Source organism: Pantoea deleyi, assembly GCF_022647325.1.
Taxonomy (GTDB): domain Bacteria; phylum Pseudomonadota; class Gammaproteobacteria; order Enterobacterales; family Enterobacteriaceae; genus Pantoea; species Pantoea deleyi.
The window spans coordinates 2,941,375-2,967,379 of record NZ_CP071405.1; the positions used below are offsets into that span (position 1 = coordinate 2,941,375).

Here is a 26,005-nt window from a genome sequence, read left to right on the forward strand (position 1 = left end):
CCATTCCGGCGTGTAAGAATGCGCCGCATTATGGAAGGAGAATGAATCATGCGTACCCGCTCACTGAAAGAACGTATCCTGCACGCTGTCTGTTTTGAAACCCTGGCAATTCTGACCGTGTCGCCGCTGGCGGCCTGGATGATGGATAAGCCCCTGTTTCAGATGGGATCGCTGGCGATCATACTCTCGACTGTCGCGATGCTCTGGAACATGATCTACAACAGCGGGTTTGATCGTCTCTATGCGCCAGGCCAGAAACGCGGAACGGGCGTGCGCATACTCCATGCGCTGGGATTTGAAGGCGGGTTTATCCTGATTGGCCTGCCGATTGCGGCCGCGATGCTGCATATCTCTCTGTGGCAGGCGCTGCTGGTGGAAATCGTCTTTTTCCTCTTCTTCCTGCCCTACACGATGCTCTACAACTGGGCCTGGGACAAACTGCGCGAGCGCTGGATCAGACGTCACCCCTGCCGGACGTCATAAAAACGGGAGGCGCAGGCGCCTCCCGGTGCGTTCAATGCGAGGCGGCCGTTTCATGTCCCCACGGCCAGATCCACGCCAGAATCATTTTTGGATAGTTACGTTTACGCGCTTTTTCCGCCGCTTCATCCCTGGCCCGGATCTGCTCCCCGGTCAGGTGCACGATCTGTCCCTTCGGCTGATAGTCGCTGGCTTTCACCGGCGAATGCGTCCTGATCCAGTCACGCAGGACCTGCGCATCGACGGCGCCGGTGTTGAGATAACCGGCATGATTGTCCAGTCGCGGATAGCCATCGCCGCCCGCCGCATTGAAGCTGTTTGTCGCCATGCGATAGTGCTGCGCGTCGTCGATCGGCTTACCGTTAATCGTGACGTTAGTGACCCCTTTTCCATCGGCAGTCAGACCGATGCCGGCAAACTGCGCATACCCACCGGAATCAGGCTGAATATTCGCGACCACCGCCAGATAGCGTTTAATTTCCGCACCGGTCAGGCTGACCGACACCACCTGATTACCAAACGGCTGAACCTGCAGCAGATCGCGCCAGTTCAGCTTGCCCGATTTCAGCGAGGTGCGGATGCCTCCGCCGCTCATCACCCCGAAATCGGCTTTGGTGTGCGCCATCTGCGCCCGCAGGATCAGCTGACCCAGACTGGTCTGCTGAAAGCGGACCTGCTCTTTCTCGCCGCTGAAGCTGCCATCGGCGCTGCCTACACTTTCGGTTAACTTCGCTTCGGCCCGTTTCTGGAACGGCATCAGCAGCTTCATCATGGCGGTATTCTTCGGGATCTCCTCCTGCCAGTTGAGCCAGGTTTCGCTGCCATCCGCATTCTTCACCGGATGCTTAAGGTTGACCGGCACCAGCTGATATGCCTCCAGCGACACCTCACCGTTGCGGAACGTGAAGTCGCCCCGCCCGACATATTTGCCCCACTTGTCGGCCTGCATGATCCAGATCCCGTTCTGCTTATCGGGCTGACACGGCTGGCCGGGCTGGTAATTTTTTACGCTGACGTTCTCTTTTTCCATGCAGACCGCGTCATGTGAATGCCCGCCGACGATCAGATTGATCGTGCCGGCCGGCAGGCTGCGCGCCAGGGTGACGTCATCGATGCCGTTGCTGCCGTGCTGGCCATCGTCATAGTGACCAAGATGGGTCAGTGCGACAATGACGTCCGGCTTCTCCGTCGCACGCAGTTCCTTCACCGCCTTCACCGCTTCGGCGACAGGATCGCGAAACTCCGTATCTTTGAGGCCTGCGGGATTGGCGAGTTTTGCCGTGTCCGGCGTGATCAGCCCGACGACCGCAATCTTCAGCCCGAGACGGTTGAAGACGGCCCACGGCTTAAACAGACGCTGGCCGCTGCTTTTCTGATAAACGTTGGCGGCCAGCAGCGGGAAGCGCGCCCACTTCTCCTGCTTGCGCAGAACCGCAATCGGCTTGTCGAACTCATGATTGCCCAGCGTCATGGCATCGTAGCCAATCAGGTTCATCGCGCGGAAATCGGGTTCGGCATCCAGTTCGTCCGATTCCGGTACGCCCGTATTCACATCACCGGCAGAGAGGATCAGGGCGCCCCCGCCTCTGGCCTGCACATCGTAGCGCATCGTATCCATCAGGGTTTTCTGCGCCGCCAGGCCATATTCGCCCTGCTCGTTGAACCAGAAATGTCCGTGCTCATCATTGGTGTGCAGCAGGCTGAAGCGATAGGTGCGATCGGCCTCGGCGGCCTGTGATAACAGCGGCATCAGGGCCATCAGTAACGCCGCGCCCGCCCCTGTCCATTTTGAAAACAACACTGTGATTCTCCTTAATAACCGTCTGGCCCGATTTTCTGCCTCTTTGCCCCACTGTGTCGCACATTCCCCCGGCGAACTCAAGGCCAACTCGCGTTTGCGCTGCTGGAGAGAGGCGGCTTTTCATCGCTGATCCGGTTTTTCTGCCTATCAGGGCGCCCGTCAGGCCCCGTTTCCGAACGCCGGTTTCTGTCGAGGTGGCAGCGGCGGAGTGATACGAATGATGCTAATCGGTTGTTTACACCAGCAAAACGGCGGCTGACAGACTTTATCCTCGCGGCAGACGCATTTTCCGCGTAAACCGATCCGCTGCCGGGTCTTTAACGGGGGTAAGTTTTGTTTATCCGGCCCGGTTTAAACCGTCAAATCGGCCAATATTGTGGATAATGCGCTAAAACGCCCTTCCGATTGCACATCTCCCTTTTTTTACGATTTTTTGCAGCTATTCCCGCAAATTACACAGCGAAAGAATAGATTTTGCATTAAACTCGTTTGTTACAAGCGGATACATTTGCATACAAGGAGACAGGCATGCATCACACCACACCGTTGATCACCACCATTGTCGGAGCTTTGGTTCTGGCATTTCTCCTTGGGATGCTGGCAAATCGCCTGCGCATTTCGCCTCTGGTCGGCTACCTGATCGCGGGCGTGCTGGCCGGCCCGTTTACCCCCGGCTTTGTCGCCGATACCAATCTGGCCCCTGAACTGGCCGAGCTGGGCGTTATTCTGCTGATGTTCGGCGTCGGTCTGCACTTCTCGATGAAAGATCTGATGTCGGTAAAGTCGATCGCCATTCCCGGTGCCATCGCACAGATTGCGGTCGCGACGCTGCTGGGAATGGGGCTGTCATGGACGCTGGGCTGGTCATGGATGACCGGGCTGGTGTTTGGTCTCTGTCTCTCCACCGCCAGTACCGTGGTGTTGCTGCGCGCGTTAGAGGAGCGGCAGCTGATCGATAGCCAGCGCGGGCAGATTGCGATTGGCTGGCTGATTGTTGAAGATCTGGTGATGGTGCTGACGCTGGTGCTGCTGCCGGCGATTGCCGGCATGCTGGAACAGGGCAACGCCAGCGCCGGCCTGCTGGCCTGGGACCTGCTGTGGACCATCGGGAAAGTCGCGGCCTTTATGGTGCTGATGATGGTGGTAGGACGCCGCGCCGTACCCTGGATCCTGGCCCGCAGCGCCGCCACCGGTTCGCGTGAGCTGTTTACGCTGGCGGTGTTAGCGCTGGCGCTGGGTATCGCCTTTGGCGCGGTCGAGTTCTTCGATGTCTCATTCGCGCTGGGCGCGTTCTTCGCCGGTATGGTGCTGAACGAGTCAGAGCTGAGCCAGCGCGCCGCGCGCGATACCCTGCCCCTGCGCGACGCCTTTGCCGTGCTCTTCTTCGTTTCGGTCGGCATGCTGTTCGACCCGGCGATCCTGGTGACGCAGCCGCTGGCCGTGCTGGGCGCGCTGGTGATTATCGTGGTCGGTAAGTCGGTCGCCGCCTGGCTGCTGGTGTCGCTGCTCGGCCACTCACGCCGTACCGCCCTGACTATCTCGGTCAGCCTGGCGCAGATTGGTGAGTTCGCCTTTATCCTGGCCGGTCTGGGTATCTCACTGGGCCTGCTGAGTGATGAGGGGCGCAACCTGGTGCTGGCCGCCGCCATCCTGTCGATCATGCTGAACCCGATCCTGTTTAGCCTGCTGGAGCGTTTCCTGACAAAAACCGAGAGCATGGAAGAGCAGACGCTGGAAGAGGCGATCGAAGAGGAGAAGCAGATCCCGGTCGATTTCTGCAATCATGCGGTGATCGTAGGCTATGGCCGGGTGGGCAGCCTGATTGGTCAGAAACTGCTGGAGGCGAATGTCCCGCTGGTGGTGGTGGAAAACTCCCGTACCCGGGTTGAAGCGCTGCGCGAACGGGGCATCCGGGCGGTGCTGGGTAATGCCGCCCGCGCGGAGACCATGGAGCTGGCACGGCTCGACTGCGCACGCTGGCTGCTGCTGACGATCCCGAATGGCTACGAAGCGGGTGAAGTGGTCACCGCCGCGCGGGAAAAACATCCTGATATCGAGATTATCGCCCGGGCTCATTATGATGACGAAGTGGAGTACATCATGGAACGCGGCGCGACCCGCGTCGTGATGGGCGAGCGTGAGATTGCCAGCAGTATGCTGCAGATCCTGCAGGATGAGATGACGCAGGGCGAGGATTTACAGCCCTGCGAGGTGGTGCGCTGATCCCTGTTCAGCAGAGCCTGGCTGGCTGCTGATGGTTTCCTGTGAGGCCCTTCTGCTGAGAAGGGCCTTTTTTATCGCCTTAAGGCCAGGCGCTACCGATCCCAGTAAGACTCTTCGAGGCTGTCTTCCCGCTCCGGCAGGCCGCGGGTTAAACGCGGCGAGTGCTGGTTCAGCACCTGATAGCTGACACGGTTAGCATACTTACAGACCTGCGCCAGCGACGAGTAGGTCAGGTAAGGCCGCGCATGTTTGCTGGAGTTAGGCACGTTGAGGCTATGATAGTTATTGGCGGTAATGTCATGCAGCAACGCTGCCAGCGCGCCATCGCCGGCGCCGTTGGTGTTCATGATCTTTTCCGGCCCGCCCATGTAAGGCGCGATATGCGAGAAGACGCGCAGCGGCTGCTGGCAATCCTGCTGGCGCATTACCCGGCTGAACTCATACTGGTTAAATTCCGCAATCGCACCCGGCAGCAGCGGATGATTGGTTTTGCGTTTGAACTCGTCTTCGGTGTAGCCCGCCATATAAAGACCGATTGGGCCTGCGGTGCAGAGCACCAGATCGACCCAGTCCAGCGCCATGTTGGACGCGAGCAGCGGATCGGCCTCGCCGGTCAGCGCCAGCGCCTCCTCTTCGTTCATCGCCACGATGCTGACGTGTTCACGCAGGAAGTCGCGCCAGAACTGAGGATTGTCAGCGATGACGTGCTTGGTGCCCAGCGTCAGGACGACCGGCACGTTGTGACGTTTGGCATACTCAATTGCCTTCAGCGTCGCCTGCGGCATCGGCTCCCCTTCGGCACAGCGCACCAGGTAAGAGGTCAGCACCAGCGCAGAGGCACCGGCAATCACCGCTTCCGGCACGTTATCCGGATGCAGCTGATTCATCTGGCCGGGACTGATCGCAAAGGTTCGCTCGCCATGTTCGCCAATCAGCGTAAAGCAGCGGCCAATCGCGCCGTCAACGCCCTGCAGATGGTTAAGATCGACCCGGCTGGAGGTGTTGCAGAGGTAGCGATAGGCGTAACCGCCGATCTGAATGTTGTTGCACATTACGCCCAGCAGCACCGAACGGTCATCGGCCAGCACTGAGAAGTTGTGCAGCGTGTTACCGATGGTGCCACCGGCAAACTGGTGCGTGATCAGCGCGTCGCGCATCAGCTCACTGTACAACGCTTCCGCGACATCATTTTCGATAACCAGCGAGTGCCCGGCGCTCAGGCCATAGCGGGCGAGAAAAGCGTCATCGACTCTGGCTTCAATATCGACCAGCGTCTGATCGATACCCACCACCCAGCTGCCTGCGTCAACGTCGTGCTGAATAGGCTGTAACAGGGGGTCGCGGGCGCTGACGGGAAAGTAATGTTTGGATTTGCGTTTGCCGGGAAATTTCATCGGGAGGTGCCGTCTGGATAACAGGCGGAGAATGATACCACACTCTCCGCCCTGGCTTTAACGGCGCGCGTTAACCAGTTGCACCATCATATCGATATGCGCCTCATCGGCGTTCAGCGCGGGGATATACTCAAATTTTTCGCCGCCAGCGTGCATAAAGATTTCACAGTTTTCACCGCTGATCTCTTCCAGCGTCTCCAGACAGTCTGAGGAGAAGCCCGGACTCATCACCTGCACATGCTTTATCCCTTTGCCCGGCAGACTCTCCATGGTTTTGTCGGTATAGGGCATCAGCCACGGCTCACGGCCAAAGCGCGACTGGAAAGTCATCATGTACTGATCGTCGCGCAGACCCAGGGCTTTGACCAGGGCCGCCGTCGTGTCGGCGCAGCGCTGCGGATAGTCGTCGCCTTCGTTGGCAAAGCGCTGTGGAATGCCGTGGAACGACAGAACCAGCAGGTCGGGCTGACCATGCTTTTCAAAAGATCGCTCTACCGTCGCTTTCAGCGCGGCGATATAGGCCGGATGTTCGGCGTAGTCACGAATGAACTGCACGTCGGGCAGCGAACGGTAACCTCTGAAGACGGTTGTCAGCCCATCCCATACGGCCGCCACGGTGGAGCAGGAGAACTGCGGATAGAGCGGCAGCACAATCAGGCGGGTGACGCCCTGCGCCATCAGCTTATCGACCGCGCTTTTCAGGCTCGGGTTGCCGTAGCTCATGCCCAGTTCGACGGGCATATCGACGCGCGCCGCCAGAGCATCGCGCTGACGCTGGCTGTAAACCAGCAGCGGTGAGCCGCCTTCCATCCAGACCGAGGCGTAGAGCTTCGAGACGCGCGGCGAGCGAAACGGCAGAATCACCGCATTGAGCACCGGCCACCAGAGCCAGCGCGGCGCATCGACCACGCGCGGATCGCTTAAAAACTGTTTGAGATAGCGTTTAACTGCAGGTGTGGTTGGGGCGTCTGGCGTACCTAAATTAACCAGTAACACGCCGGGCTTATCTTGCCTCATTTGAGTTCCTTGATGACTACGGAGATGCGTGAAAACAGGGAAATTGTAGCGGAATTAGTGGGAGGTAAAAGCAATTACTGCAAAAGGGGCCGGTAATCCCGGCCCCATCGCGCTTAGCCGAGGATCTTAGCCAGCTCGGCACTCACTTCGGTCACCTTACGGGTGCCGTCGATTTTGTGATAGGCGGTGTTGCCCGCTTCCGCTTCTTTGCTGTAGTAAGCAATCAGCGGCGCGGTCATCTGATGGTACTCCACCAGACGCTTGCGCACGGTCTCTTCCTGATCGTCTTTACGGGTGGTCAGCTCTTCGCCGGTCACGTCATCTTTGCCTTCCACTTTCGGTGGATTAAAGGTGACGTGATAGACGCGGCCGGATGGCGTGTGAACGCGACGGCCCACGATACGCTCAACGATCAGTTCATCCGGAACAGCGAATTCCAGCACGTGATCAACGGAGATCCCGGCTTCTTTCATTGCATCCGCCTGAGGAATGGTGCGTGGGAAACCGTCCAGCAGGAAACCATTTTTGCAGTCTTCCTGAGTGATACGCTCTTTGACCAGCGCAATCACCAGCTCATCGGTCACCAGTTTGCCAGCATCCATGATGGCTTTCGCCTGGTTGCCCAGCTCGCTGCCTGCTTTTACCGCTGCACGCAACATGTCGCCGGTGGAGATTTGCGGAATGCCATACTTCTCCATGATGAATTGGGCCTGAGTCCCCTTACCTGCGCCCGGAGCTCCGAGCAGAATAATACGCATTGCGTAAATCCCCTTGCGAATCGCATTGATCTATCTTCGAAGCGGAAGAACATACCATTATGACCCGCGCATCACAAGGAAGCGCGCGGATTGGGCCGGGCAATCTGGCGGGATTCAGCGTCCTGAACCGGGTCCGCCGGGTCTGCCCGCCGCTTTTTCAGATTTACCGCCTGCGCCGAGCAGGAACTGCAGCCGCCGGCTCAGCTGATGCGTCATATTCACACTTTTTTTGCCGCTGCCGCGCACGTTCGCATTGAGTTGCAGCCGGGAGTGCTGCGGCCATTTCACCACATCGTCAGCATCTGACAGCGTCGAAATCAGGGCGGCCGGTACGTTAAAGCTGGCAAACGGCAGGCCGGGCTGATGCGAGGAGCTGAGCGGCAGCGGGCCGGAGAGCGAGAGCGCATCGACGGTTGCGGCGTTGTAAGGCCGCCACTGCGGATCGCGGATGCGCTGCAGCGCCTGCCGGATTGCCGTCAGCGTCAGCCCCTGCTCAAACAGCCGCAGTTCGCTGCGCACCAGGGTGCTGAAGTCATAGGTGCGTAACGCCACCAGCACCAGATCGCTGCAGATCTCCGCGTGGCGATCCAGCCGGGTCACAAACAGATGCGCTTCCTCGATCAGCCTCTGATGCAGCACGCTGGCAAAGCTCTCGCTGGCCTCCGTCACACCCTGGTTCTGGCAGTCGCGCAGCGGACGCACCCGCCCGTTCGGCAGTTCGACGTGCGGCACCAGCATGATGCTGCCCGCAATCAGCGGCACCGCTGGCAGGGTAGTCAGTTCAGTTATCGGAAAACGCGAGGCGTAACGCTGCTGGTTGCGCGCCTGCTCCTGCCGCAGAAACAGCTGAGAAAGCAGAACTTTCGCCACATGCAGCGAAGGCGCAAAGAAGAGGTCAAACGGCTCCAGATTGTAGAAGCGGGAAAGCGCCAGCCGTAACCGATGGCGCGCCTCTGCTGACGTTTCAGAGGATAGAGGATCGTGTGCCATGGCTGTCTCGCTTTGGTAAGGGTGCGGCATGAGCGCTGGTTAAGCGAGGCGGAATATCCATGAAAAATCACAGATATAAGGCTGAGTCAACCCGCCAGAATTTGCCCTGTAGAGTAGGTCAATGCGGCTGGACTTTAAAATGATATAAACTGACAATCCCTGTTAGTTTTTTGCACAGGGGATCAGGATGAACGGTTTGCCGCCACTGAGGGCACTGCACTATTTTCACCAGGCGGCCTTACACTGCAGTTTTAGCGTGGCGGCTGTCCATCTGCATGTCACACACAGCGCCATCAGTCATCAGATCCGTCAGCTCGAGAGCTGGATGGGCAAACCGCTCTTTGTGCGCAGCAATGGCCGCGTCAGACTCACCGCCCACGGCGATCGGCTGCTGCTGAGCTGTCAGCAGGCCTTCAGCGAATTGCGCAGCAGCTGCGAACAGATCCGGACCGGGCTGCTTGAGCAGATTCGCATCTCCTGTCCCCCCAGCTTTTTATCGCAATGGCTGATCCCGCGTATCGCCACCTTTTATCAGCGCTATCCGGAGATCGACGTTCACTTTCAGCCGCTGGCAGAGGTGGCGCAGCTGCACAGCGAACATGTGGATGTGCTGATCCTGAGCCAGCGTGAGCCACCCGATGCCGACATTGACGCGACCCTGGTCAGCGAAGAGGAGATTGGCCCGCTCTGCGCCCCGCACTTTGCCTCGCAGCTGCGCGCGGGCAGCGATCTGGGGCGAATGCCCCTGCTGCATGCAGATACCCGGCGGCACGCCTGGTCGGAGTGGGCAGAAAGAACGGGAAGCCGTGGTCAGTTTGACGGCGGACAGCATTTTGAGACGCTGACGCTGGGTATTCAGGCTGCGCGAAGTGGTCTTGGGATCCTGATGGCACCGCGTCTGCTGGTACGCCGGGAGCTGGAGGAGGGAACGCTGCTGGCCCCGTTAGGGTTTGTGCGTGTGGAGCGCGCCACCTGGATGATGACAAAGCAGAACCGCCGTCACGACAGGGAGATCAGCCTGTTTCGCGCCTGGCTGCTGGATGCCGCGCAGCCATAAAAAAAGCCGGTGAATCTCACCGGCTTTTTCGCATCAGGCCGTCAGCAGCTGGTTCATGCGACGGATAAACTGGTTAGGATCGTCCAGGGTGCCGCGCTCAGCCAGCAGCGCCTGATCCAGCAGCAGCTCGATCCACTCGCCGAAGCGTGCTTCATCCTGCGTATCCGCTACGCGTTTCACCAGCGGGTGATCCGGGTTGATTTCAAACAGATACTTCACTTCCGGCACTTCCTGTCCGGCCGCCGCAAACAGCTTCGCCATCTGGGTGGTCATCTCGTTGGCATCGGTGGTGACGATGGCAGGCGTGTCGGTCAGACGATGCGTCAGACGCACCTCTTTCACGCGCTCGCCCAGCAGGTTTTTCACCCGCTCAACAAACGGCTCCAGCGCCTTTTCTGCCTCTTTCTGCTCCTCAGTCTCTTCGTCCGCCAGCTTGCTCAGCGATTCATCCGCCTTGCTGACCGACTGGAACGCTTTGCCGTCGAACTCGGTGAGGTAGCTCATCATCCATTCGTCGATGCGATCGGAGAGCAGCAGAACTTCAATGCCTTTTTTGCGGAACAGCTCCAGGTGCGGGCTGCTCTTCGCAGCGGCATAGCTGTCCGCGGTGATGTAGTAAATCTTCTCCTGACCTTCCACCATGCGGCTGACGTAATCTTCCAGCGAAATGGTCTGCGCCGCGCCCTCGCTCTGGGTGGTCGCGAAACGCAGCAGCTTCGCGATCGCTTCCTGGTTGGCGTGATCTTCTGCCGGGCCCTCTTTCAGCACCAGACCAAACTCTTTCCAGAAGGTCTGGTATTTTTCGCTGTCATCTTTCGCCAGTTTTTCCAGCATCTGCAGGGTGCGCTTAGTCAGCGCGCCGCGCAGACTCTGGGTCACCCGGCTGTCCTGCAGGATTTCACGGGAGACGTTCAGCGGCAGATCGTTGGAGTCAATCAGGCCACGCACGAAGCGCAGGTAGTTCGGCATAAACTGCTCGGCGTCATCCATGATAAAGACGCGCTGAACATAGAGTTTCAGGCCATGTTTATGATCGCGGTTCCACATATCGAACGGGGCGCGCGCCGGAATGTAGAGCAGGCTGGTGTACTCCTGCTTGCCTTCCACGCGGTTGTGGCTCCAGGCGACCGGGTCGCTGAAGTCGTGCGCGATATGCTTGTAGAACTCGTTGTACTCTTCATCACTGATGTCAGATTTGTTGCGGGTCCACAGCGCCTGAGCTTTGTTGATTTTCTCCCAGTGCGTGCCCTCGCCCTCTTCATCTTTGGCTTCGATCTCTACCGGCAGCGCGATGTGATCGGAGTATTTGCTGATGATGTTGCGGACGCGCCAGGCATCCAGGAACTCATCTTCGCCTTCGCGCAGATGCAGGGTGATTTCGGTGCCGCGATCGGCCTTCTCGATCTCAGCCAGGGTATATTCGCCCTCGCCCGCCGACTCCCAGAACACCCCTTCATCGGCGGCTGCGCCTGCGGCACGGGTGCGCACGGTAACTTTGTCCGCCACGATAAAGGCGGAGTAGAAACCCACACCGAACTGGCCGATCAGCTGGCTGTCTTTAGCCTGATCGGAGCCCAGGGATTCCAGGAAGGATTTGGTGCCCGATTTGGCGATAGTGCCGAGGTTCTCGATGACCTCGTCGCGACGCATACCGATACCGTTGTCGCTGAGCGTCAGGGTACGGTTGTCCTTATCAACAGAGAGACGCACGCGCAGCTCGCCGTCACCTTCATAGAGGCTGGCATCGGACAGTGCGCGGAAGCGCAGCTTGTCTGCCGCATCCGAGGCGTTGGAGATCAGCTCACGCAGGAAAATCTCTTTGTTTGAATAGAGAGAATGGATCATCAGGTGCAGAAGTTGTTTTACTTCCGACTGAAAGCCACGGGTCTCTTGTCCTTTCATGGTCATTGCTACCTCAACAAAACAGGTTGAACAAACGTTGAGGTTGATGTGGGGATGACGGAGAGATTTTCAAGCCGGTGTCTGTCACAACACCGGCAAGTGCTTAAAATTTAAACTTCTGGCGGCCCGCCAGTGAGTGGGACAGCGTGGTGCCATCGACCATCTCCAGCTCACCGCCCACCGGCACGCCGTGCGCGATACGGCTGGCATCGACGCCATACTGGCCGCAAAGCTCCGCAATGTAGTTGGCGGTCGCCTCACCTTCCACCGTCGGGTTGGTGGCAAGGATCACCTCCTGCAGCGGTTCGCTCTCCAGACGCTGCTCCAGACGATCCAGGCCGATATCGGCCGGACCAATCCCGTCGAGCGGCGAGAGGTGGCCCATCAGCACAAAGTAGCGTCCGCCGAACTGGCCGGTCTGCTCAATGGCGTGAATGTCCGCCGGGCTTTCCACCACGCAGATCTGACCATTCTGCTGACGCCGGGGATTAGCGCAGATGGTGCAGATTTCCTGCTCGGTAAAGGTCCGGCAATCGGCGCAGTGACCAATCTCCGACATCGCCCGGGTCAGCGCCTGGGCCAGCCGCATGCCTCCGCTGCGGTCACGCTGCAGCAGCTGAAAAGCCATGCGCTGTGCCGACTTCGGCCCCACGCCGGGCAGGCAGCGCAGCGACTCCATCAATGCTTCAAGCAGTGGGCTGGTTTGCATCAGAACGGCATCTTAAAGCCTGGTGGCAGCTGCATGCCTGAGGAGACAGACGCCATTTTCTCTTTCTGGGTTTCATCAATGCGACGTGCCGCATCGTTGAACGCCGCTGCGATCAGATCTTCCAGCATATCTTTGTCATCTTCCAGCAGGCTCGGATCGACTTCCACGCGACGGCAGTTGTGCGCGCCGTTAATGGTCACCTTAACCAGGCCCGCACCGGATTCGCCGGTGACTTCGATTGCGGCGATCTCTTCCTGAGCCTTGGCCATTTTTTCCTGCATCTGCTGGGCCTGTTTCATCAGGTTGCCCAATCCGCCTTTACCACCAAACATAGTCTTCTCTCTCAGCTGAGGCTGCAGCGCTACCGTTGAGATAGCCGCAGCGTGTCTAAACAGGTCGGATACTCTCCTCATCCAGGTCAGCATCAAAAAAGCGCTGTAACGTCTGAATGTGGGTATCACAGGTGATCGACTGACGCGCCTGCGCCAGCTTCTCTTCGTAAATGGCCTGACGCCACTCCAGTGGCGTCAACACCGATGAATTATCGTCTTCAACTACCGAGAGTTCAACTCTCTGCCCGGCACGCTGACTCAGCGCCTCGCTTAAGACCTGCTGCGCCGAAGGGGAGTTGAGGTGACGCTGACTGCTGCGCAGGTGCAGGCAGACGCCGGTTTCGGTCACCTCTTTCCAGGCATTCAGCGCCAGCTGCTGCACCAGTTTCGGCAGCGGCAGCGTGGGGATCTCTGCGGCCCACGGGTCACGTGCCTGCGCTTCTTCTGCCAGTCGCGCCGCCAGCTCAGGGGTTTTCTCATGCTCCAGCGCAGAACGCAAGGCCTTTGGCGTCGCCACCGGCTCTGCCACGTCCACCGGCTGATTCACCGCTTTCCAGCGATAGGCCTCCTCTTTTACCGGGGCGGCTGGTTCGCGATCGCGGATACGCTGCTGGCTGCGCTCGGTAACCGAGGCCAGCCGCTCCAGCGCGGAGTTGGCCGGCCGCGCACCTGGCGCCGCCGGCTCACTCTTTTTTGGTTTGTTCGCTCCCTGACGCAGCAACTGCGTGCGCGCCTGCAGGAGCTGACTGGTGGAACTGGAAAGTGCCGAATCAGAGGCTGCCTCTGGCGGCGGCGCATCCGGTGGTGGCGCGTTGTGCGGCGCCGGATCGGGCGCGGCCATCTGCGGCTGAGCGGCCACCTGGCGCGGCGCGGGCTGCCGGGTCGTCGGTGAAGCGGCCTGCGATGACGGCGTTGCGGCGCGCGCAGCCGGCGTCGATGTCACCGGGGAAGAGGCGGTTTCAGCCGCCGCGCCAGGCGCAACGGGTGACATCTGCTGGGTCAGCGCAGGACGCGCGATGGGCTCCGCCACCGCCGCTTTGGGATGAAACGCCAGCGCCCGCAGCAGTGTCATCTCGACACCCATGCGGCGATCGGGCGCAATCGGCAGATCCTTGCGGCCCATCAGCAGGGTCTGGTAGTAGAGCTGCAGATCGGCAGGCGGCACGATCCGCGCCAGCTCACGCAGGCGGATCGCATTGCTCTCATCGTCGTCGTTGAGCGAGGTCGGTAACAGTTGCACCATCGCAATCTGGTGCAGCAGGCGCAGCATCTCAACCAGCAGCGCTTCCCACTCCACGCCGCGAGACGCGGCCTGACTCAGCAGAGTCATCACCTGCTGACCGTCGCCGTCGACCAGCGCCTCCAGCAGCCCCAGCGGCTGTTCATCGTCCAGGGTGCCGAGCATGACGCTGACGGTGCTGCTGGTCACTGCGCCCTGCCCCATGGCAATCGCCTGGTCTGTCAGGCTCAGCGCATCACGCATACTGCCATCTGCCGCGCGGGCCAGCTGCTGCAGCGCCCGCGTTTCGCTTTCGATCGCTTCCTGCTTCAGGACATGCTCAAGCTGCTGACGGATCTGGTCAACATCGAGGGCTTTAAGGTGGAACTGCAGGCAGCGCGAAAGGATAGTTACCGGCAGCTTCTGCGGATCGGTGGTCGCCAGCAGAAATTTAACGTGGGCAGGCGGCTCTTCCAGCGTCTTTAACAGCGCATTGAAGCTGTGACGCGAGAGCATGTGCACTTCATCGATCAGATAGACTTTGAAGCGGCCGCGGGCCGGGGCGTACTGCACGTTGTCGAGCAGATCGCGGGTATCTTCAACTTTGGTGCGCGATGCGGCATCGATTTCGATCAGATCGACAAAGCGGCCCTGCTCAATTTCCCGGCAGTTATCACACACGCCGCAGGGCGTGGCGGTAATGCCCGTTTCGCAGTTAAGGCCTTTGGCGAGCAGACGCGCAATGGTGGTCTTCCCGACGCCACGGGTGCCGGAGAAGAGATAAGCATGATGGATGCGTCCCAGAGACAATCCATTCGCCAGCGCCGTCAGAACATGTTCCTGACCGACAACATCAGCAAAAGCCTGGGGACGCCATTTTCGCGCAAGTACCTGATAGCTCATGTGGATTCGACGAAGTTGGATGGAAAGATGAGCGCAGACGCTCTGCAACCCCTGTATAAGATTGCAGTAGTCTATCAGCTACGCTTTTGGCTGGCACTCGTTATCTTGACGCCGGGGCGTGACGGCCTCGCCGGGTCGCAAGGCCGAAAGAGTGGCTTAGTGGCCGGGGAATTTGACCAGGCTGTAGCTCTCGACGCCCAGGGCCTCAAGGCGGGATTCACCGGTCAGGTCGAACAGGTTAATGATGAAAGCCGCATCCTTGACTTCACCGCCTGCGCGACGAATCAGCTTAACGGTCGCTTCGATCGTTCCGCCGGTCGCCAGCAGATCATCCACCACCAGCACCAGGTCGCCAGGCTGGATCGCATCTTTGTGCAGTTCCAGCGTGTCGGTGCCATATTCCAGCTCATAAGATTCGCTGTAGACCGCACGGGGCAGTTTACCCGGCTTACGCACCGGCACAAAACCTACACCGAGACCTAAGGCCACCGGCGCACCAAACAGGAAACCGCGCGCTTCGGTTCCCACGACTTTGGTGATGCCCTTGTTACGGTAGCGCTCAACCAGCAGCGAAATCGACGCGGCATAGGCGCGGGGATCTTCCAGCAGGCTGGTGACATCGCGGAACAGGATGCCTGGCTTAGGATAATCGGGGATACTTTTGATGCTGTTTTCAATCAATTCAAGCTGCTGCGCAGTGTCGGTCATAATGATACGCCTGGTAAAAAATTCTGTTTCGCGCAGCTTCAAAAGCGCTAATACCTGATAAAAGGTTCAGCGGAAGTTGATTCACAAAGGGAAGCCACGCATGAAGACGCCCAAATCTAAGCAAATGACCGGCTAATTGCAACTTTATCGCGGCGGTTGCGGTGCGTCCGCTGCTTCTGCCACCACCGGAATACGCCACATAAACAGCAGCAGCGCCGCCAGCATGATCAGCAGCATAATGCGCACCCAGAACTGATGAACCAGAAACAGGGAGAGGCTGAAGGTCGCGACGATCAGGCAGACCGCGCGCACTTTGGCACCCGGCGGCATCGCGCGATGCTGCTGCCAGTGACGCAGATAGCGGCCAAAGGGGGATGTCCACAGCAGCCAGTGGTGAAAACGCGGCGATGACCGGGCAAAACACCAGGCGGCCAGCAGCATGAATGGCGTGGTCGGTAATAAAGGTAATACAATGCCCAGCGTTCCCAGCACAATTGCCAGCCAGCCGAGGGTCAATAACAGAATGCGTTGCATGAATGCTGCCCAGCTCACCTCTCATCTGCTTACGTTAACACAACAGAGCGTCACGCCATGAGTGCGATTGTCACCCAGGCGCGCCTGGAGCAGCTTCTGGCCGCCCTGCGTCAGGAGATCGCCCGCCATCCCGATGGCGCCTGCCGTCAGCCGCGCTTTGACACCCAACTATTCCGCACCCGGGGCACGCGGCTGGCGGACTACCTGCAGGAGGTGGAGGAGAATGTCGCCCGGCTGCGCGACAGCAGCCACGATCTGGCCCGCAGCGCCTGGCTGGCGGAACGGCTGGTCGATCAGATTGCCGCCCTGCAGCGTGAGGCGACAACCCAGCAGTTGCGCCTCCGACGCGAACAGCCGCTGCGTGAACCACGCACCTCGAAATATCAGGAGTACCGCGAATTCGAGCGTCGTCTGCTGGCGATGATCGCCCAGCGGGAGGCGCGACTGGCGCAGGCAGAAACGCTGGCGATTCAGCAGCAGCTGAAGCAGGATCTGGAGACGCTGGAGGGCCGGCTGGCCCGCTGCCGCCAGGCAATTCGGGCCGTTGAGTGGGCCGCCTCGCTGCGCGGCAGCGATCGGGACGAATAAAGCGCAGCGTGACAAAAGCGCTTCTATACTGGGTGTAATTCTGCGTGGAGAAGAACGATGGGTTTAGTGACCTGGCTGATAGCGGGGCTGCTGCTGGGCTGGCTGAAACGGCTGCTGATGCCGGGACGCCCCGGCGGACTGGTGGCGACCCTGACGCTGTCGATGATCGGCGCGCTGCTGGGCGGTTATATCGCCACCTATTTTGACCTGGGCAGCCTGGCAACGCTGCACGCGGGCGCACTGGGCATGGCGATCCTGGGTGCCCTGCTGATGCTGCTGGTGGTTGCCCGATTACGTATATAGGAGAAGCGATGTCCCTGGAAAATGCCCCTGATGACGTCAAACTGGCGGTCGATCTGATTCAGCTTCTGGAAGAGCATCAGCTGCCGGTGGAGACGGTGCTCTCCGCGCTGGCGATGGTCCAGCGCGATTTCGAGAACAAGCGCGATAGCCAGTCGGCTTAGTGGCGGGCGGTCAGCGTCGGGCTGAGACGCAGCATATCGATAAAGGCGTTGACCAGCGTGGGCGCGTCCGCCGACAGATCAAAGCTCTCTGGCGCAAACAGCCAGCTCTCCATCATGCCGTTAACGTAACCGCGAAGGATTAGCGCGGCCTGACGCGTACTGAGAGTGCCCGGCAATTGTCCTGCTTCAATACACTGGCGCAGGACATCTTCGATTTTGTCGTAGCACTCCAGCAGTAAACTTTGTTGCATACTTTTCAGCGTTGACATTTCACCCACAAATTCGCATTTATGGAAAATGATCTCCATCAAAGCACGACGCTGCGGATCCTTTGCTGTCGCATCAAAGATATAGACCAGCATTGCGCGCAACACGGAGAGTGGATCCCCCGGGTATTTTGTCTGATACTCAAGTTCCACATCGTCCAGACCAGCATCACAACGAAGCCATATTTCGTGTAATACATCGGCTTTATTTTTAAAGTGCCAGTAGATTGCGCCTCGCGTGACGCTGGCTGCGGTTGCAATGTCTGCCAGAGAAGTGGCTGACACGCCCTGCTGTGAAAACAGAACGATGGCGGCATCGAGAATTTGATGCCGCGTTTCAAGTGCTTGCGCTTTGGTTTTTCGTGCCATAGGGGGCTTTTTTTACAAACAGGTAAGTTTACATACATTTGTGAATGTATGTACCATAGCATGACCTGCGACTTGACACAGCAATGGGTTTTCAGTTTGTGATCCATTGACCAATTGATACCGGACACTAGAGGTTTATTATGAATAAAATCAGAGGATTATCGCCTCTGGCGGCCGCCCTGATGCTATCAGGCAGCTTTTTGTTAACAGGATGTGACAACAATAAATCCGAACAAGCCGCCCAGCAGCAACCGCCAGCCGTCGGTGTTGTGACACTGAAAACTGAACCCCTTAAGATTTCAACTGAATTACCCGGCCGTACCTCGGCCTATCGTGTGGCTGAAGTCCGTCCGCAGGTGTCCGGTATCATTCTGAAGCGTAATTTCGTTGAAGGCAGCGATATCAAAGCTGGTCAGTCTCTCTATCAGATCGATCCTGCGACCTACCAGGCCGCTTACGACAGCGCCAAAGGCGACTTAACGCAGGCGCAGGCGAATGCCCGTATCGCGCAGCTGACCGTTAAGCGTTACAAACCGCTGCTCGGCACGAAATATATCAGTCAGCAGGATTACGACACCGCCGTGGCGACCGCCGCGCAAAACGATGCGGCCGTTCAGGTTGCTAAAGCCAATGTGGAAACCGCTCGTATTAATCTGGCGTACACCCGCGTGACCTCCCCGATCAGTGGCCGCATCGGCAAATCCTCCGTGACCGAAGGTGCCCTGGTGCAGAGCGCACAGACCACCGCGCTGGCGACGGTTCAGCAGCTGGATCCGATGTATGTTGACGTTACGCAGTCGAGCGAAGACTTTATGCGCCTGCGTTCAGAGCTGGAGTCAGGTCAGCTGAAGCAGAACGACGGTAAAGCCAACGTTACTCTGCTGATGCAGGATGGCAGCAGCTACGCGCAGACGGGTACGCTGGAGTTTTCTGACGTCACCGTCGATGAAACCACCGGTTCCATCACGCTGCGCGCCATTGTGCCGAACCCGAACCACACCCTGTTACCGGGGATGTTTGTACGTGCACGTCTGGATGAAGGCACCAACCCGAATGCGCTGCTGGTGCCTCAGCAGGCGGTTACCCGTACCCCAACCGGCCAGGCAACGGTAATGGTCGTGGGCGCGGATAACAAAGTGGAATCACGTCCGGTCACCACCTCGCAGGCGATTGGCGACAAGTGGTTAGTCACCGGCGGGGTCAAAGCGGGCGAGCGGGTGATCAGCACCGGTCTCCAGCGTGCCAAACCTGGCGCACAGGTTACTCCACAAGAAGTCTCAGACGATGCGAAAGCGGCACCCGATGCAAAGCCGCAGTCTGACAAGTCATCGTCATAACAGGAGCCGTTGATTCATGGCTAAGTTCTTTATCGATCGCCCCATCTTTGCGTGGGTGCTCGCCATCATCATCATGCTGGTCGGTGCGCTATCGATTCTCAAACTTCCGATCGAGCAATATCCCAATGTTGCGCCGCCGGCGATTGAGATTCAGGCCTCTTACCCGGGTGCGGATGCGAAAACGCTGCAGGACTCGGTGACCCAGGTCATCGAGCAGAACATGAACGGTATCGACGGACTGATGTATATGTCCTCGAGCAGCGACTCCTCCGGTACGCTGACCCTGACGCTCTCGTTTGAGTCAGGCACCGATGCGGACATCGCGCAGGTTCAGGTGCAGAACAAACTGCAGCTGGCGACGCCGCTGCTGCCGCAGGAAGTTCAGCAACAGGGGATTCAGGTTAAAAAATCCTCCAGCAGCTTCCTGATGGTGGCCGGTTTCATCAGCGACGACGACAATATGACCCAGAATGACATTTCTGATTATATTTCGTCGACCATCAAGGATCCGCTGAGCCGTACCAAGGGCGTGGGTGACACCCAGGTCTTCGGTGCGCAATACGCTATGCGTATCTGGATGGATCCGCACAAGCTGAACAACTACAACCTGACGCCGGTTGATGTGATCAGCGCGCTGAACACCCAGAACACCCAGGTCGCTGCCGGTCAGTTAGGCGGTACGCCACCGGTTCCGGGTCAGCAGCTTAACGCGTCGATCATTGCGCAAACCCGTCTGACCTCAACCGATGAGTTCGGCAAAATCCTGCTCAAGGTCAATGAGGATGGTTCTCAGGTTCGCCTGCGCGACGTGGCCAGGATCGAACTGGGTGCGGAAAACTACGAGATCATCGCCCGCTACAACGGCAAGCCTGCTTCCGGTATCGGTATCAAGCTGGCGACCGGTGCGAATGCGCTGGATACCGCCAATGCGGTGAAAGCTGAACTGGCCAAAATGCAGTCGACCTTCCCGGCCGGGATGAAAGTGGTCTATCCGTATGACACCACGCCCTTCGTAAAAATCTCGATTTTCGAAGTCGTGAAAACGCTGATTGAAGCGATCGTGCTGGTGTTCCTGGTGATGTACCTCTTCCTGCAGAACTTCCGCGCGACGCTGATCCCGACTATCGCCGTGCCGGTGGTGCTGCTGGGTACGTTCGCCGTAATCAGTGCTTTCGGTTACTCGATAAACACCCTGACGATGTTCGGGATGGTGCTGGCGATCGGCCTGCTGGTGGATGACGCCATCGTTGTGGTCGAGAACGTCGAGCGCGTTATGGCCGAAGAGGGCCTGCCGCCCAAAGAGGCGACCAAACGTTCCATGGAGCAGATCCAGGGCGCGCTGGTGGGTATCGCGCTGGTGCTGGCCGCCGTCTTCATTCCGATGGCGTTCTTTGGCGGATCGACCGGCGTTATTTATCGCCAGTTCTCCATCACCATCGTTTCCGCCATGGCCCTGTCGGTACTGGTCGCCTTTATTCTGACGCCGGCACTCTGTGCCACCATGCTGAAGCCGGTTGAAAAAGGCGAGCACGGCAAAACCACCGGATTCTTCGGCTGGTTTAACCGCATGTTCGACAAGAGCACCAACCACTATGTGGACAGCGTGGGCCACATGATCCGCAGTACCGGTCGCTATATGCTGATCTATCTGCTGATCGTGGTGGGTATGGCGTTCCTGTTTATGCGACTGCCCTCCTCCTTCTTACCGGAAGAGGATCAGGGTCTGCTGCTGGCGCAGGCGCAGCTGCCGGCCGGTGCAACCCAGGAGCGTACCCAGAAGGTGCTGGATCAGGTCACCGACTACTTCCTGACTCAGGAGAAGGATTCGGTTAAATCCGTGTTCACCGTTAACGGCTTCGGCTTTGCCGGTCGCGGACAGAACACCGGTATCGCCTTCGTCAGTCTTAAACCCTGGGATGAGCGTACCAGCAGCGACATGAAAGTGCCGGCGATTGCGGGCCGTGCCATGCAGGCGCTGGGCGCGATCAAAGATGCGATGGTGATTCCGTTCAACCTGCCTGCGATTATCGAGCTGGGTAACGCCACCGGCTTCGACTTCGAGCTGATCGATCAGAACAACCTCGGTCACGAGAAGCTGACGGAAGCGCGTAATCAGCTGTTCGGCATGATTGCCCAGCATCCTGATACCCTGGTGGGTGTGCGTCCGAACGGGCTGGAAGATACCCCGCAGTACAAGCTGACGATCGATCAGGAGAAAGCGCAGGCGCTGGGCGTATCACTGAGTGATATCAACACCACGCTGGCAGCCTCCTGGGGCGGCTCCTACGTCAACGACTTCATCGACCGTGGTCGCGTGAAGAAAGTGTACGTTATGGGCAAAGCGGACTCGCGTATGTTGCCGGACGACATCGGTAAGTGGTACGTGCGGAACAGCAGCGGAACCATGGTGCCGTTCTCGGCCTTCTCAACCGCGAAATGGCAGTACGGTTCACCGCGCCTTGAGCGTTACAACGGCCTGCCGGCGATGGAGATCCTGGGACAGGCTGCGCCGGGCAAGAGTTCGGGTGCCGCGATGGATCTGATGGAAGAACTGGCGGCGAAGCTGCCTGCGGGGATTGGCTATGACTGGACCGGTATGTCCTATCAGGAACGCCTGTCAGGCAACCAGGCCCCTGCCCTCTACGCTATCTCGCTGATCGTGGTCTTCCTCTGTCTCGCCGCGCTGTATGAGAGCTGGTCGATTCCGTTCTCGGTCATGCTGGTGGTGCCACTCGGGGTAATCGGTGCGCTGATCTTTACCACGCTGCGTGGCTTAAGCAATGACGTCTACTTCGTGGTGGGATTACTGACAACCATCGGCCTCTCGACCAAGAACGCCATCCTTATCGTCGAATTTGCGAAAGATTTGATGGATAAAGAGGGCAAAGGGCTGATTGAAGCGGCGCTGGAGGCGTGTCGTATGCGTCTGCGTCCTATCCTGATGACGTCACTGGCGTTTATTCTCGGGGTACTGCCGCTGGCAATCAGTACCGGCGCCGGTTCCGGTTCGCAGAACGCAGTAGGTACCGGCGTTATCGGGGGCATGGTCACCGCAACGCTGTTAGCGATCTTCTTCGTGCCGGTGTTCTTCGTGGTGGTCCGCCGCCGCTTCGGCAAGAAAAAAGATAACGCAGCAAAAGGTCATCCGGTCACCTCTGACCAGACACACTAAGCTGTCATCCGTTAAAGGGCCGCGCAAGCGGCCTTTTTTTTGCCTGCAAGTCTCTTTTCAGCTGCGGCCCTCTGCAGGTCGCGGCTTTGTCCTTCGCCCCGAGCTTCCCGCTTTACGCCTTTCGGACACGACGATCGTTGCAATCCTGGACGGTCTGCCGCATAATATTGTTATAGTATAACATTACAATTGAGAGCATTATGAAAGCGAATATTCATCCTCACTATCGTCCGGTGGTCTTCCACGACACGTCGGCTGACGTCTGGTTCAAAATCGGATCGACCATCAAAACCGACCGTACCGTGGAGTTTGAAGGCGAAACCCTGCCCTACGTCACCCTGGATGTGTCATCGGCTTCGCACGTTTTCTACACCGGTAAACAGAAAGATTTCGCCAAAGAGGGCAGCACCGCACGCTTTAACCAGCGTTTCGGGCGCTTTCTTGGCCGCAAATAGGAGGTGAGTCATGCAGGTCGTCAGCTCGCTGCGCTCCGCCAAAAATCGCCATCGCGATTGCAAAGTGGTGCGCAGGAAAGGACGTGTTTACGTTATCTGTAAAACTAATCCACGTTTCAAAGCGGTGCAGGGAAGAAAAAAAAAGACGCTAGTGTGTGTCGTGATGACTGGCCGGGCTTGCCCGGCCTTTTTTATGCTTACTGCATGCTCTTCAGCATCGCATTCACGTTATGTTTAAAGGCGGCCTGATAGGTTGCCGCCGGGCCTGAGGCCGTGGAGAGGGCTTCCGGATAAAGCTCGCCTCCCGGCTCCGCGCCGGTGGCACTGGCAATCTGCCTGACCAGCCGCGGATCGGTCTGGTTCTCGATAAAGTAGCGGGTAATGTGCTGCTGCTTCAGCTGAGTGATTAACCCCCCCACGTTGCTGGCGCTCGCCTCGGCTTCGGTGGAGAAGCCCACCGGTGCCAGGAATGTCACGCCATAGCGCTGGCCGAAGTAACCAAACGCATCATGGCTGGTGAGCACTTTCCGTTTATCGACCGGCACTCGCGCAAAAGCGGTTTTCGCCCAGCGATCCAGCGCCTGAAGCTGCTCTATGTAGTCCTCTCCACGCCGACGGATGTCCGGCGCGTCTTCAGGATCGGCTTTAACCAGCGCATTCATCACGTTGGTCGCGTAGATCACGCCGTTCTGCATACTGTTCCAGGCGTGCGGATCGGTAATGGTTTTGCCCTCGTCCTCCATGCTGCGGGTGGTGACGCCCGCTGAAGCGACCACGGGCTGACCGCGATAACCGGAGGCGGTAACCAGCCGATCCATCCACCCTTCCAGGCCCAGTCCGCTGACAAACACCAGGTCGGCCTTCGCCAGCGCCTCGCTGTCCTGCGGTGTGGGTTCAAAGGTGTGGGGATCGCCGTTCGGCCCCACCAGACTTTTAACTTTCACATGGTCGCCACCGACCTGCTTAACGATATCGCCCAGCACGGTAAAACTGGCGACGACATCCACCGTTTTTGCCATCGTCACAGGCGCGGCAAACAGCGCAGCAAGCGCCAGCGTCAGGGGTAATTTTTTCATAGCGTCCTCATAGATTTAATGGCGGCGTAAAATTCCGCCGCACGGTCCTGTCAGAATGGAGAGAAAAAAGAGCATGGCGGCGCTCAGCACCACCGCGGGGCCGGCGGGCAGAGAGAAGTGCCAGGAGAGCATCAGCCCCGCCAGCGCCGACATCATGGCCATCACCATCGCGATAAGCAGCATGGCGGCCAGATGACGGCTCCAGAAACGGGCGCTGGCGGCGGGCAGCATCATCAGCCCCACCGACATCAGGGTGCCCAGCACCTGAAAACCGGCCACCAGATTCAGCACCACCAGCATTAAAAACAGACCATGAACCAGCGGGGCGCTCCACTTTCCCTGCGCCCGCAGGAAGTCACTGTCGAAAGCGTCAATCACCAGCGGCCGGTAGATGACGGCCAGCATAATCAGCGTAAAGGCCGCGATGCCGCCAACCAGCAGCAGCGCCGCGTTATCCACCGCCAGCAGCGAACCGAACAGCACATGCAGCAGATCCACGCCAGAGCCACGCAGTGACACCAGCGTCACGCCCAGTGCCAGTGAACCGAGGTAGAACCCGGCAAAGCTGGCATCCTCTTTCAGCGGTGTATAGCGGCTGACGGCGCCCGAGAGCAGCGCCACGGCTAAACCGGCGATCAGCCCTCCTACGCCCATGGCGACGAGTGACAGACCGGAGATCAGATAGCCGATGGCGGCGCCGGGCAGCACGGCGTGAGATAAGGCGTCGCCGATCAGACTCATGCGGCGCAGCGAGAGAAACACGCCGAGCGGGGTGGCACTGACAGCCAGCGCCAGGCAGGCGACCAGCGCGCGTCGCATAAAACCAAACTCGATAAAAGGCTGGATCAGGGTCACGGCGCCAGACTCCGCTGCAGGGAAAGAGGCGAGCAGCGCTCGCCGTTCTCATCTTCATCCATGGAAAGTACGCGGCTGAAATAGCGGGCCACCAGCGGGCGATCGTGCAGCACCACCAGCAGCGTGGTTCCCGCCCGCTGCTGCTGCTCCAGGATCGACATCAGCAACGTCACCGTCTGGCTGTCGATACCGTTAAACGGCTCATCCAGCAGCCAGAGTGCGCTGCGCTGCAGCATCAGCCGGGCAAACAGCACGCGCTGAAGCTGGCCACCTGACAGGGTGGCAGGCTGCGCCCCGGCAAAATCGCGCATCTGTACCGCCTCCAGCACCTGCCAGATTTCCTGTCGCAGCAGCCGGTTGATACCGCCGAACCAGCCGCAGCGAGGCCAGCAGCCCATCGAGACCAGTTCAAAGACGGTCAGGGGGAAACGGGTTTCCAGTTCGGTACGCTGCGGCAACCAGCCAATCTCCCGCCGCGCGATCTGCAATTCGCAGCGCCCGGCAATCGGGGGCAGTAAACCTGCAATGGTTTTCAGCAGCGTCGATTTGCCGCTGCCGTTGGCGCCCACCAGGGCGGTCATCGAGCCTGCGGCGAGCTGGCCGCTGAGGGCCGGGGTCACGGCCTCGCCCTGATAGCCCGCCCGAAGCGAATCAAACCGGATCATGCGCTGATCCCCCATTTCATCGCCACGGCCAGCAGCGCGATAACGAGCAGCGCGACGGCCAGCCGCCCGCCCAGTGACATAAGTATTCCGCTCTGATGCATCACTTCACCAAAATGTTATAACATAACAATTAAGATACCGGATGTTGTGCGCGGTTAAACGGGGGAATGTGTATCAAAAGATAAACAGGCTGGCGGGGTCGGGCAGACGCGAACCGGCAGAGCCGGCTCAGCAGCGCTGTCCCGCCGGGGAAACTGACGCTTTTGTGCTCAGCAGACTTGCAAACCCTTTGCAGAAAACCAATGATAGGTTATTAATGGTTTAAGGCGAGCCGGATATGCTGTCACGCATTGAATGCGATATTGCCGCAGGCGAAACAGACTGCGCAAAAATAGCTGAGATTGTTCAGCGGAATATTCTCAAAATAACCGATCTTCTGGTGGGCGATTTACGCTGGTATTCACAAAATGCCCGGTTCGTTCCCGGCAGTTTAAAAATTATTTCTGTTGAATATCGGGATCTGAATAGTTTTAAATTACTTTACGATTTTGACTGGAATTTATTTAGCCCCTGCCAGGATCTGAATGAAACTGTCACACAGTCGGAACAGGTAAACTTTCACATTAAGCCCGGTGCGCTTGAGTTTGATGTGATCGACAATGCGCAACCCTCCCCCGGCGACGAATTGTAATATTTAGTAATGGAGGTGAGCAGAACTAATGGTTTTACAC

At 58.6% G+C, this 26,005-nt stretch carries 25 protein-coding genes, 1 pseudogene and 1 other annotated feature; of the genes and pseudogenes, 11 read left to right on the forward strand and 15 right to left on the reverse strand.

The genetic code is table 11. The annotated features are described in order from the left end of the window. Positions 1-48: 48 nt before the first annotated feature. Entirely contained in the window at positions 49-483 is a 435-nt protein-coding gene (locus J1C59_RS13940; protein WP_128084158.1) for a multidrug/biocide efflux PACE transporter, read from the forward strand. 31 nt (positions 484-514) lie between these two features. Here the strand turns inward: J1C59_RS13940 and ushA are convergent, their stop codons facing one another. Next, positions 515-2,239: a bifunctional UDP-sugar hydrolase/5'-nucleotidase UshA gene (gene ushA, locus J1C59_RS13945; protein ID WP_140917192.1), complete on the reverse strand. Its 1,725-nt coding sequence runs from the start codon at positions 2,237-2,239 to the stop codon at positions 515-517. A gap of 570 nt (positions 2,240-2,809) precedes the next feature. On the opposite strand from ushA, the gene ybaL reads away from it, so the two are divergent. Continuing rightward, on the forward strand, positions 2,810-4,504 hold the full coding sequence (gene ybaL, locus J1C59_RS13950) for a YbaL family putative K(+) efflux transporter (RefSeq protein ID WP_128084159.1): 1,695 nt from the start codon (positions 2,810-2,812) through the stop codon (positions 4,502-4,504). 92 nt (positions 4,505-4,596) lie between these two features. Here the strand turns inward: ybaL and J1C59_RS13955 are convergent, their stop codons facing one another. The 4 genes from J1C59_RS13955 to J1C59_RS13970 all read right to left on the reverse strand — a co-directional run bounded on the left by J1C59_RS13955 (position 4,597) and on the right by J1C59_RS13970 (position 8,663). Beyond that, on the reverse strand, positions 4,597-5,898 hold the full coding sequence (locus J1C59_RS13955; RefSeq protein WP_128084160.1) for an inosine/guanosine kinase: 1,302 nt from the start codon (positions 5,896-5,898) through the stop codon (positions 4,597-4,599). Positions 5,899-5,955: 57 nt separating this feature from the next. Then, positions 5,956-6,915: a ferrochelatase gene (hemH, locus tag J1C59_RS13960; RefSeq protein ID WP_128084161.1), complete on the reverse strand. Its 960-nt coding sequence runs from the start codon at positions 6,913-6,915 to the stop codon at positions 5,956-5,958. 113 nt (positions 6,916-7,028) lie between these two features. Next, the gene (adk, locus tag J1C59_RS13965) at positions 7,029-7,673 is read right to left on the reverse strand and encodes an adenylate kinase (RefSeq protein ID WP_128084162.1); all 645 of its coding nucleotides are present in this window, start codon (positions 7,671-7,673) and stop codon (positions 7,029-7,031) included. A 114-nt stretch (positions 7,674-7,787) separates the two neighbouring features. After that, the gene (locus J1C59_RS13970) at positions 7,788-8,663 is read right to left on the reverse strand and encodes a DUF6024 family protein (protein ID WP_140917133.1); all 876 of its coding nucleotides are present in this window, start codon (positions 8,661-8,663) and stop codon (positions 7,788-7,790) included. Positions 8,664-8,850: 187 nt separating this feature from the next. On the opposite strand from J1C59_RS13970, the gene J1C59_RS13975 reads away from it, so the two are divergent. Next, positions 8,851-9,720 carry a LysR substrate-binding domain-containing protein gene (locus J1C59_RS13975; RefSeq protein ID WP_128084163.1) on the forward strand — a complete coding sequence of 290 codons (870 nt, stop codon included), beginning with the start codon at positions 8,851-8,853 and terminating at the stop codon, positions 9,718-9,720. A gap of 33 nt (positions 9,721-9,753) precedes the next feature. Here J1C59_RS13975 and htpG read toward each other — a convergent pair whose 3' ends face one another. The 6 genes from htpG to J1C59_RS14005 form a co-directional block, all read right to left on the reverse strand. Then, on the reverse strand, positions 9,754-11,628 hold the full coding sequence (htpG, locus tag J1C59_RS13980) for a molecular chaperone HtpG (protein WP_128084164.1): 1,875 nt from the start codon (positions 11,626-11,628) through the stop codon (positions 9,754-9,756). 97 nt (positions 11,629-11,725) lie between these two features. Beyond that, complete coding sequence (recR, locus tag J1C59_RS13985; RefSeq protein WP_140917132.1) at positions 11,726-12,331, reverse strand: recombination mediator RecR; 606 nt, start codon at positions 12,329-12,331, stop codon at positions 11,726-11,728. Next, positions 12,331-12,663, reverse strand: coding sequence for a YbaB/EbfC family nucleoid-associated protein (locus tag J1C59_RS13990; protein ID WP_111140311.1), 333 nt, complete (start codon positions 12,661-12,663; stop codon positions 12,331-12,333). The genes recR and J1C59_RS13990 overlap by 1 nt, the downstream gene beginning before the upstream one ends. A gap of 55 nt (positions 12,664-12,718) precedes the next feature. Beyond that, positions 12,719-14,785: a DNA polymerase III subunit gamma/tau gene (dnaX, locus tag J1C59_RS13995; protein ID WP_140917131.1), complete on the reverse strand. Its 2,067-nt coding sequence runs from the start codon at positions 14,783-14,785 to the stop codon at positions 12,719-12,721. Continuing rightward, positions 13,316-13,377, reverse strand: a sequence feature (DnaX frameshifting element). It overlaps the preceding gene by 62 nt. A gap of 156 nt (positions 14,786-14,941) precedes the next feature. Then, on the reverse strand, positions 14,942-15,493 hold the full coding sequence (gene apt / locus J1C59_RS14000) for an adenine phosphoribosyltransferase (protein ID WP_128086421.1): 552 nt from the start codon (positions 15,491-15,493) through the stop codon (positions 14,942-14,944). A 144-nt stretch (positions 15,494-15,637) separates the two neighbouring features. Then, positions 15,638-16,027, reverse strand: coding sequence for a DUF454 family protein (locus J1C59_RS14005; RefSeq protein ID WP_128086420.1), 390 nt, complete (start codon positions 16,025-16,027; stop codon positions 15,638-15,640). Between the two features lie 57 nt (positions 16,028-16,084). Here J1C59_RS14005 and priC point away from each other — a divergent pair, with 57 nt between their 5' ends. From priC to rsmS, 3 genes are read left to right on the forward strand one after another with little or no spacing between them, the layout of a single operon-like run. After that, a complete protein-coding gene (gene priC / locus J1C59_RS14010; RefSeq protein ID WP_128086419.1) occupies positions 16,085-16,615 on the forward strand; it encodes a primosomal replication protein PriC in 531 nt (176 codons plus the stop codon). Between the two features lie 57 nt (positions 16,616-16,672). Continuing rightward, positions 16,673-16,918 (forward strand): GlsB/YeaQ/YmgE family stress response membrane protein, encoded by a 246-nt coding sequence (locus J1C59_RS14015; RefSeq protein WP_128086418.1) that lies wholly within the window; start codon positions 16,673-16,675, stop codon positions 16,916-16,918. An 8-nt stretch (positions 16,919-16,926) separates the two neighbouring features. After that, entirely contained in the window at positions 16,927-17,079 is a 153-nt protein-coding gene (gene rsmS / locus J1C59_RS14020; RefSeq protein WP_128086417.1) for a pleiotropic regulatory protein RsmS, read from the forward strand. Here the strand turns inward: rsmS and acrR are convergent. After that, a complete protein-coding gene (gene acrR, locus J1C59_RS14025) occupies positions 17,076-17,714 on the reverse strand; it encodes a multidrug efflux transporter transcriptional repressor AcrR (RefSeq protein WP_128086416.1) in 639 nt (212 codons plus the stop codon). The genes rsmS and acrR overlap by 4 nt on opposite strands. Positions 17,715-17,854: 140 nt before the next feature. On the opposite strand from acrR, the gene J1C59_RS14030 reads away from it, so the two are divergent. From J1C59_RS14030 to ykgO, 4 genes and pseudogenes are all read left to right on the forward strand, one after another. After that, positions 17,855-19,051: an efflux RND transporter periplasmic adaptor subunit gene (locus tag J1C59_RS14030; protein WP_128086415.1), complete on the forward strand. Its 1,197-nt coding sequence runs from the start codon at positions 17,855-17,857 to the stop codon at positions 19,049-19,051. A 16-nt stretch (positions 19,052-19,067) separates the two neighbouring features. Continuing rightward, the gene (locus J1C59_RS14035) at positions 19,068-22,223 is read left to right on the forward strand and encodes an efflux RND transporter permease subunit (protein ID WP_128086414.1); all 3,156 of its coding nucleotides are present in this window, start codon (positions 19,068-19,070) and stop codon (positions 22,221-22,223) included. Positions 22,224-22,423: 200 nt separating this feature from the next. Then, complete coding sequence (locus J1C59_RS14040; protein ID WP_111140303.1) at positions 22,424-22,678, forward strand: type B 50S ribosomal protein L31; 255 nt, start codon at positions 22,424-22,426, stop codon at positions 22,676-22,678. 10 nt (positions 22,679-22,688) lie between these two features. Then, positions 22,689-22,823 (forward strand): annotated as a pseudogene (gene ykgO / locus J1C59_RS14045) (type B 50S ribosomal protein L36); the annotation flags it as partial. Between the two features lie 52 nt (positions 22,824-22,875). On the opposite strand, the gene J1C59_RS14050 reads toward ykgO, so the two are convergent. From J1C59_RS14050 to J1C59_RS14060, 3 genes are read right to left on the reverse strand one after another with little or no spacing between them, the layout of a single operon-like run. Then, positions 22,876-23,754 (reverse strand): metal ABC transporter substrate-binding protein, encoded by an 879-nt coding sequence (locus J1C59_RS14050; protein WP_140917130.1) that lies wholly within the window; start codon positions 23,752-23,754, stop codon positions 22,876-22,878. Between the two features lie 15 nt (positions 23,755-23,769). Next, positions 23,770-24,609, reverse strand: coding sequence for a metal ABC transporter permease (locus J1C59_RS14055; RefSeq protein ID WP_140917129.1), 840 nt, complete (start codon positions 24,607-24,609; stop codon positions 23,770-23,772). Further along, a complete protein-coding gene (locus J1C59_RS14060; protein ID WP_140917128.1) occupies positions 24,606-25,274 on the reverse strand; it encodes a metal ABC transporter ATP-binding protein in 669 nt (222 codons plus the stop codon). The genes J1C59_RS14055 and J1C59_RS14060 overlap by 4 nt, the downstream gene beginning before the upstream one ends. A gap of 337 nt (positions 25,275-25,611) precedes the next feature. On the opposite strand from J1C59_RS14060, the gene J1C59_RS14065 reads away from it, so the two are divergent. Beyond that, positions 25,612-25,965 (forward strand): hypothetical protein, encoded by a 354-nt coding sequence (locus tag J1C59_RS14065; protein ID WP_128084883.1) that lies wholly within the window; start codon positions 25,612-25,614, stop codon positions 25,963-25,965. The last annotated feature ends 40 nt before the right edge of the window (positions 25,966-26,005 follow it).

What these genes read in the sequence shown, in the direction of transcription:
- J1C59_RS14060 (WP_140917128.1), bottom strand. Translation starts at nt 25,274, where the DNA reads ATGATCCGGTTTGATTCGCTTCGGGCGGGCTATCAGGGCGAGGCCGTG.
- priC (WP_128086419.1), top strand. Translation starts at nt 16,085, where the DNA reads ATGAGTGCGATTGTCACCCAGGCGCGCCTGGAGCAGCTTCTGGCCGCC.
- hemH (WP_128084161.1), bottom strand. Translation starts at nt 6,915, where the DNA reads ATGAGGCAAGATAAGCCCGGCGTGTTACTGGTTAATTTAGGTACGCCA.
- J1C59_RS13975 (WP_128084163.1), top strand. Translation starts at nt 8,851, where the DNA reads ATGAACGGTTTGCCGCCACTGAGGGCACTGCACTATTTTCACCAGGCG.
- J1C59_RS14050 (WP_140917130.1), bottom strand. Translation starts at nt 23,754, where the DNA reads ATGAAAAAATTACCCCTGACGCTGGCGCTTGCTGCGCTGTTTGCCGCG.
- acrR (WP_128086416.1), bottom strand. Translation starts at nt 17,714, where the DNA reads ATGGCACGAAAAACCAAAGCGCAAGCACTTGAAACGCGGCATCAAATT.
- J1C59_RS14015 (WP_128086418.1), top strand. Translation starts at nt 16,673, where the DNA reads ATGGGTTTAGTGACCTGGCTGATAGCGGGGCTGCTGCTGGGCTGGCTG.
- adk (WP_128084162.1), bottom strand. Translation starts at nt 7,673, where the DNA reads ATGCGTATTATTCTGCTCGGAGCTCCGGGCGCAGGTAAGGGGACTCAG.
- apt (WP_128086421.1), bottom strand. Translation starts at nt 15,493, where the DNA reads ATGACCGACACTGCGCAGCAGCTTGAATTGATTGAAAACAGCATCAAA.
- J1C59_RS14065 (WP_128084883.1), top strand. Translation starts at nt 25,612, where the DNA reads ATGCTGTCACGCATTGAATGCGATATTGCCGCAGGCGAAACAGACTGC.
- recR (WP_140917132.1), bottom strand. Translation starts at nt 12,331, where the DNA reads ATGCAAACCAGCCCACTGCTTGAAGCATTGATGGAGTCGCTGCGCTGC.
- J1C59_RS14040 (WP_111140303.1), top strand. Translation starts at nt 22,424, where the DNA reads ATGAAAGCGAATATTCATCCTCACTATCGTCCGGTGGTCTTCCACGAC.
- dnaX (WP_140917131.1), bottom strand. Translation starts at nt 14,785, where the DNA reads ATGAGCTATCAGGTACTTGCGCGAAAATGGCGTCCCCAGGCTTTTGCT.
- J1C59_RS14005 (WP_128086420.1), bottom strand. Translation starts at nt 16,027, where the DNA reads ATGCAACGCATTCTGTTATTGACCCTCGGCTGGCTGGCAATTGTGCTG.
- ybaL (WP_128084159.1), top strand. Translation starts at nt 2,810, where the DNA reads ATGCATCACACCACACCGTTGATCACCACCATTGTCGGAGCTTTGGTT.
- J1C59_RS13955 (WP_128084160.1), bottom strand. Translation starts at nt 5,898, where the DNA reads ATGAAATTTCCCGGCAAACGCAAATCCAAACATTACTTTCCCGTCAGC.
- rsmS (WP_128086417.1), top strand. Translation starts at nt 16,927, where the DNA reads ATGTCCCTGGAAAATGCCCCTGATGACGTCAAACTGGCGGTCGATCTG.
- J1C59_RS13940 (WP_128084158.1), top strand. Translation starts at nt 49, where the DNA reads ATGCGTACCCGCTCACTGAAAGAACGTATCCTGCACGCTGTCTGTTTT.
- J1C59_RS14035 (WP_128086414.1), top strand. Translation starts at nt 19,068, where the DNA reads ATGGCTAAGTTCTTTATCGATCGCCCCATCTTTGCGTGGGTGCTCGCC.
- htpG (WP_128084164.1), bottom strand. Translation starts at nt 11,628, where the DNA reads ATGACCATGAAAGGACAAGAGACCCGTGGCTTTCAGTCGGAAGTAAAA.
- J1C59_RS14030 (WP_128086415.1), top strand. Translation starts at nt 17,855, where the DNA reads ATGAATAAAATCAGAGGATTATCGCCTCTGGCGGCCGCCCTGATGCTA.
- J1C59_RS13990 (WP_111140311.1), bottom strand. Translation starts at nt 12,663, where the DNA reads ATGTTTGGTGGTAAAGGCGGATTGGGCAACCTGATGAAACAGGCCCAG.
- J1C59_RS13970 (WP_140917133.1), bottom strand. Translation starts at nt 8,663, where the DNA reads ATGGCACACGATCCTCTATCCTCTGAAACGTCAGCAGAGGCGCGCCAT.
- ushA (WP_140917192.1), bottom strand. Translation starts at nt 2,239, where the DNA reads ATGGCCCTGATGCCGCTGTTATCACAGGCCGCCGAGGCCGATCGCACC.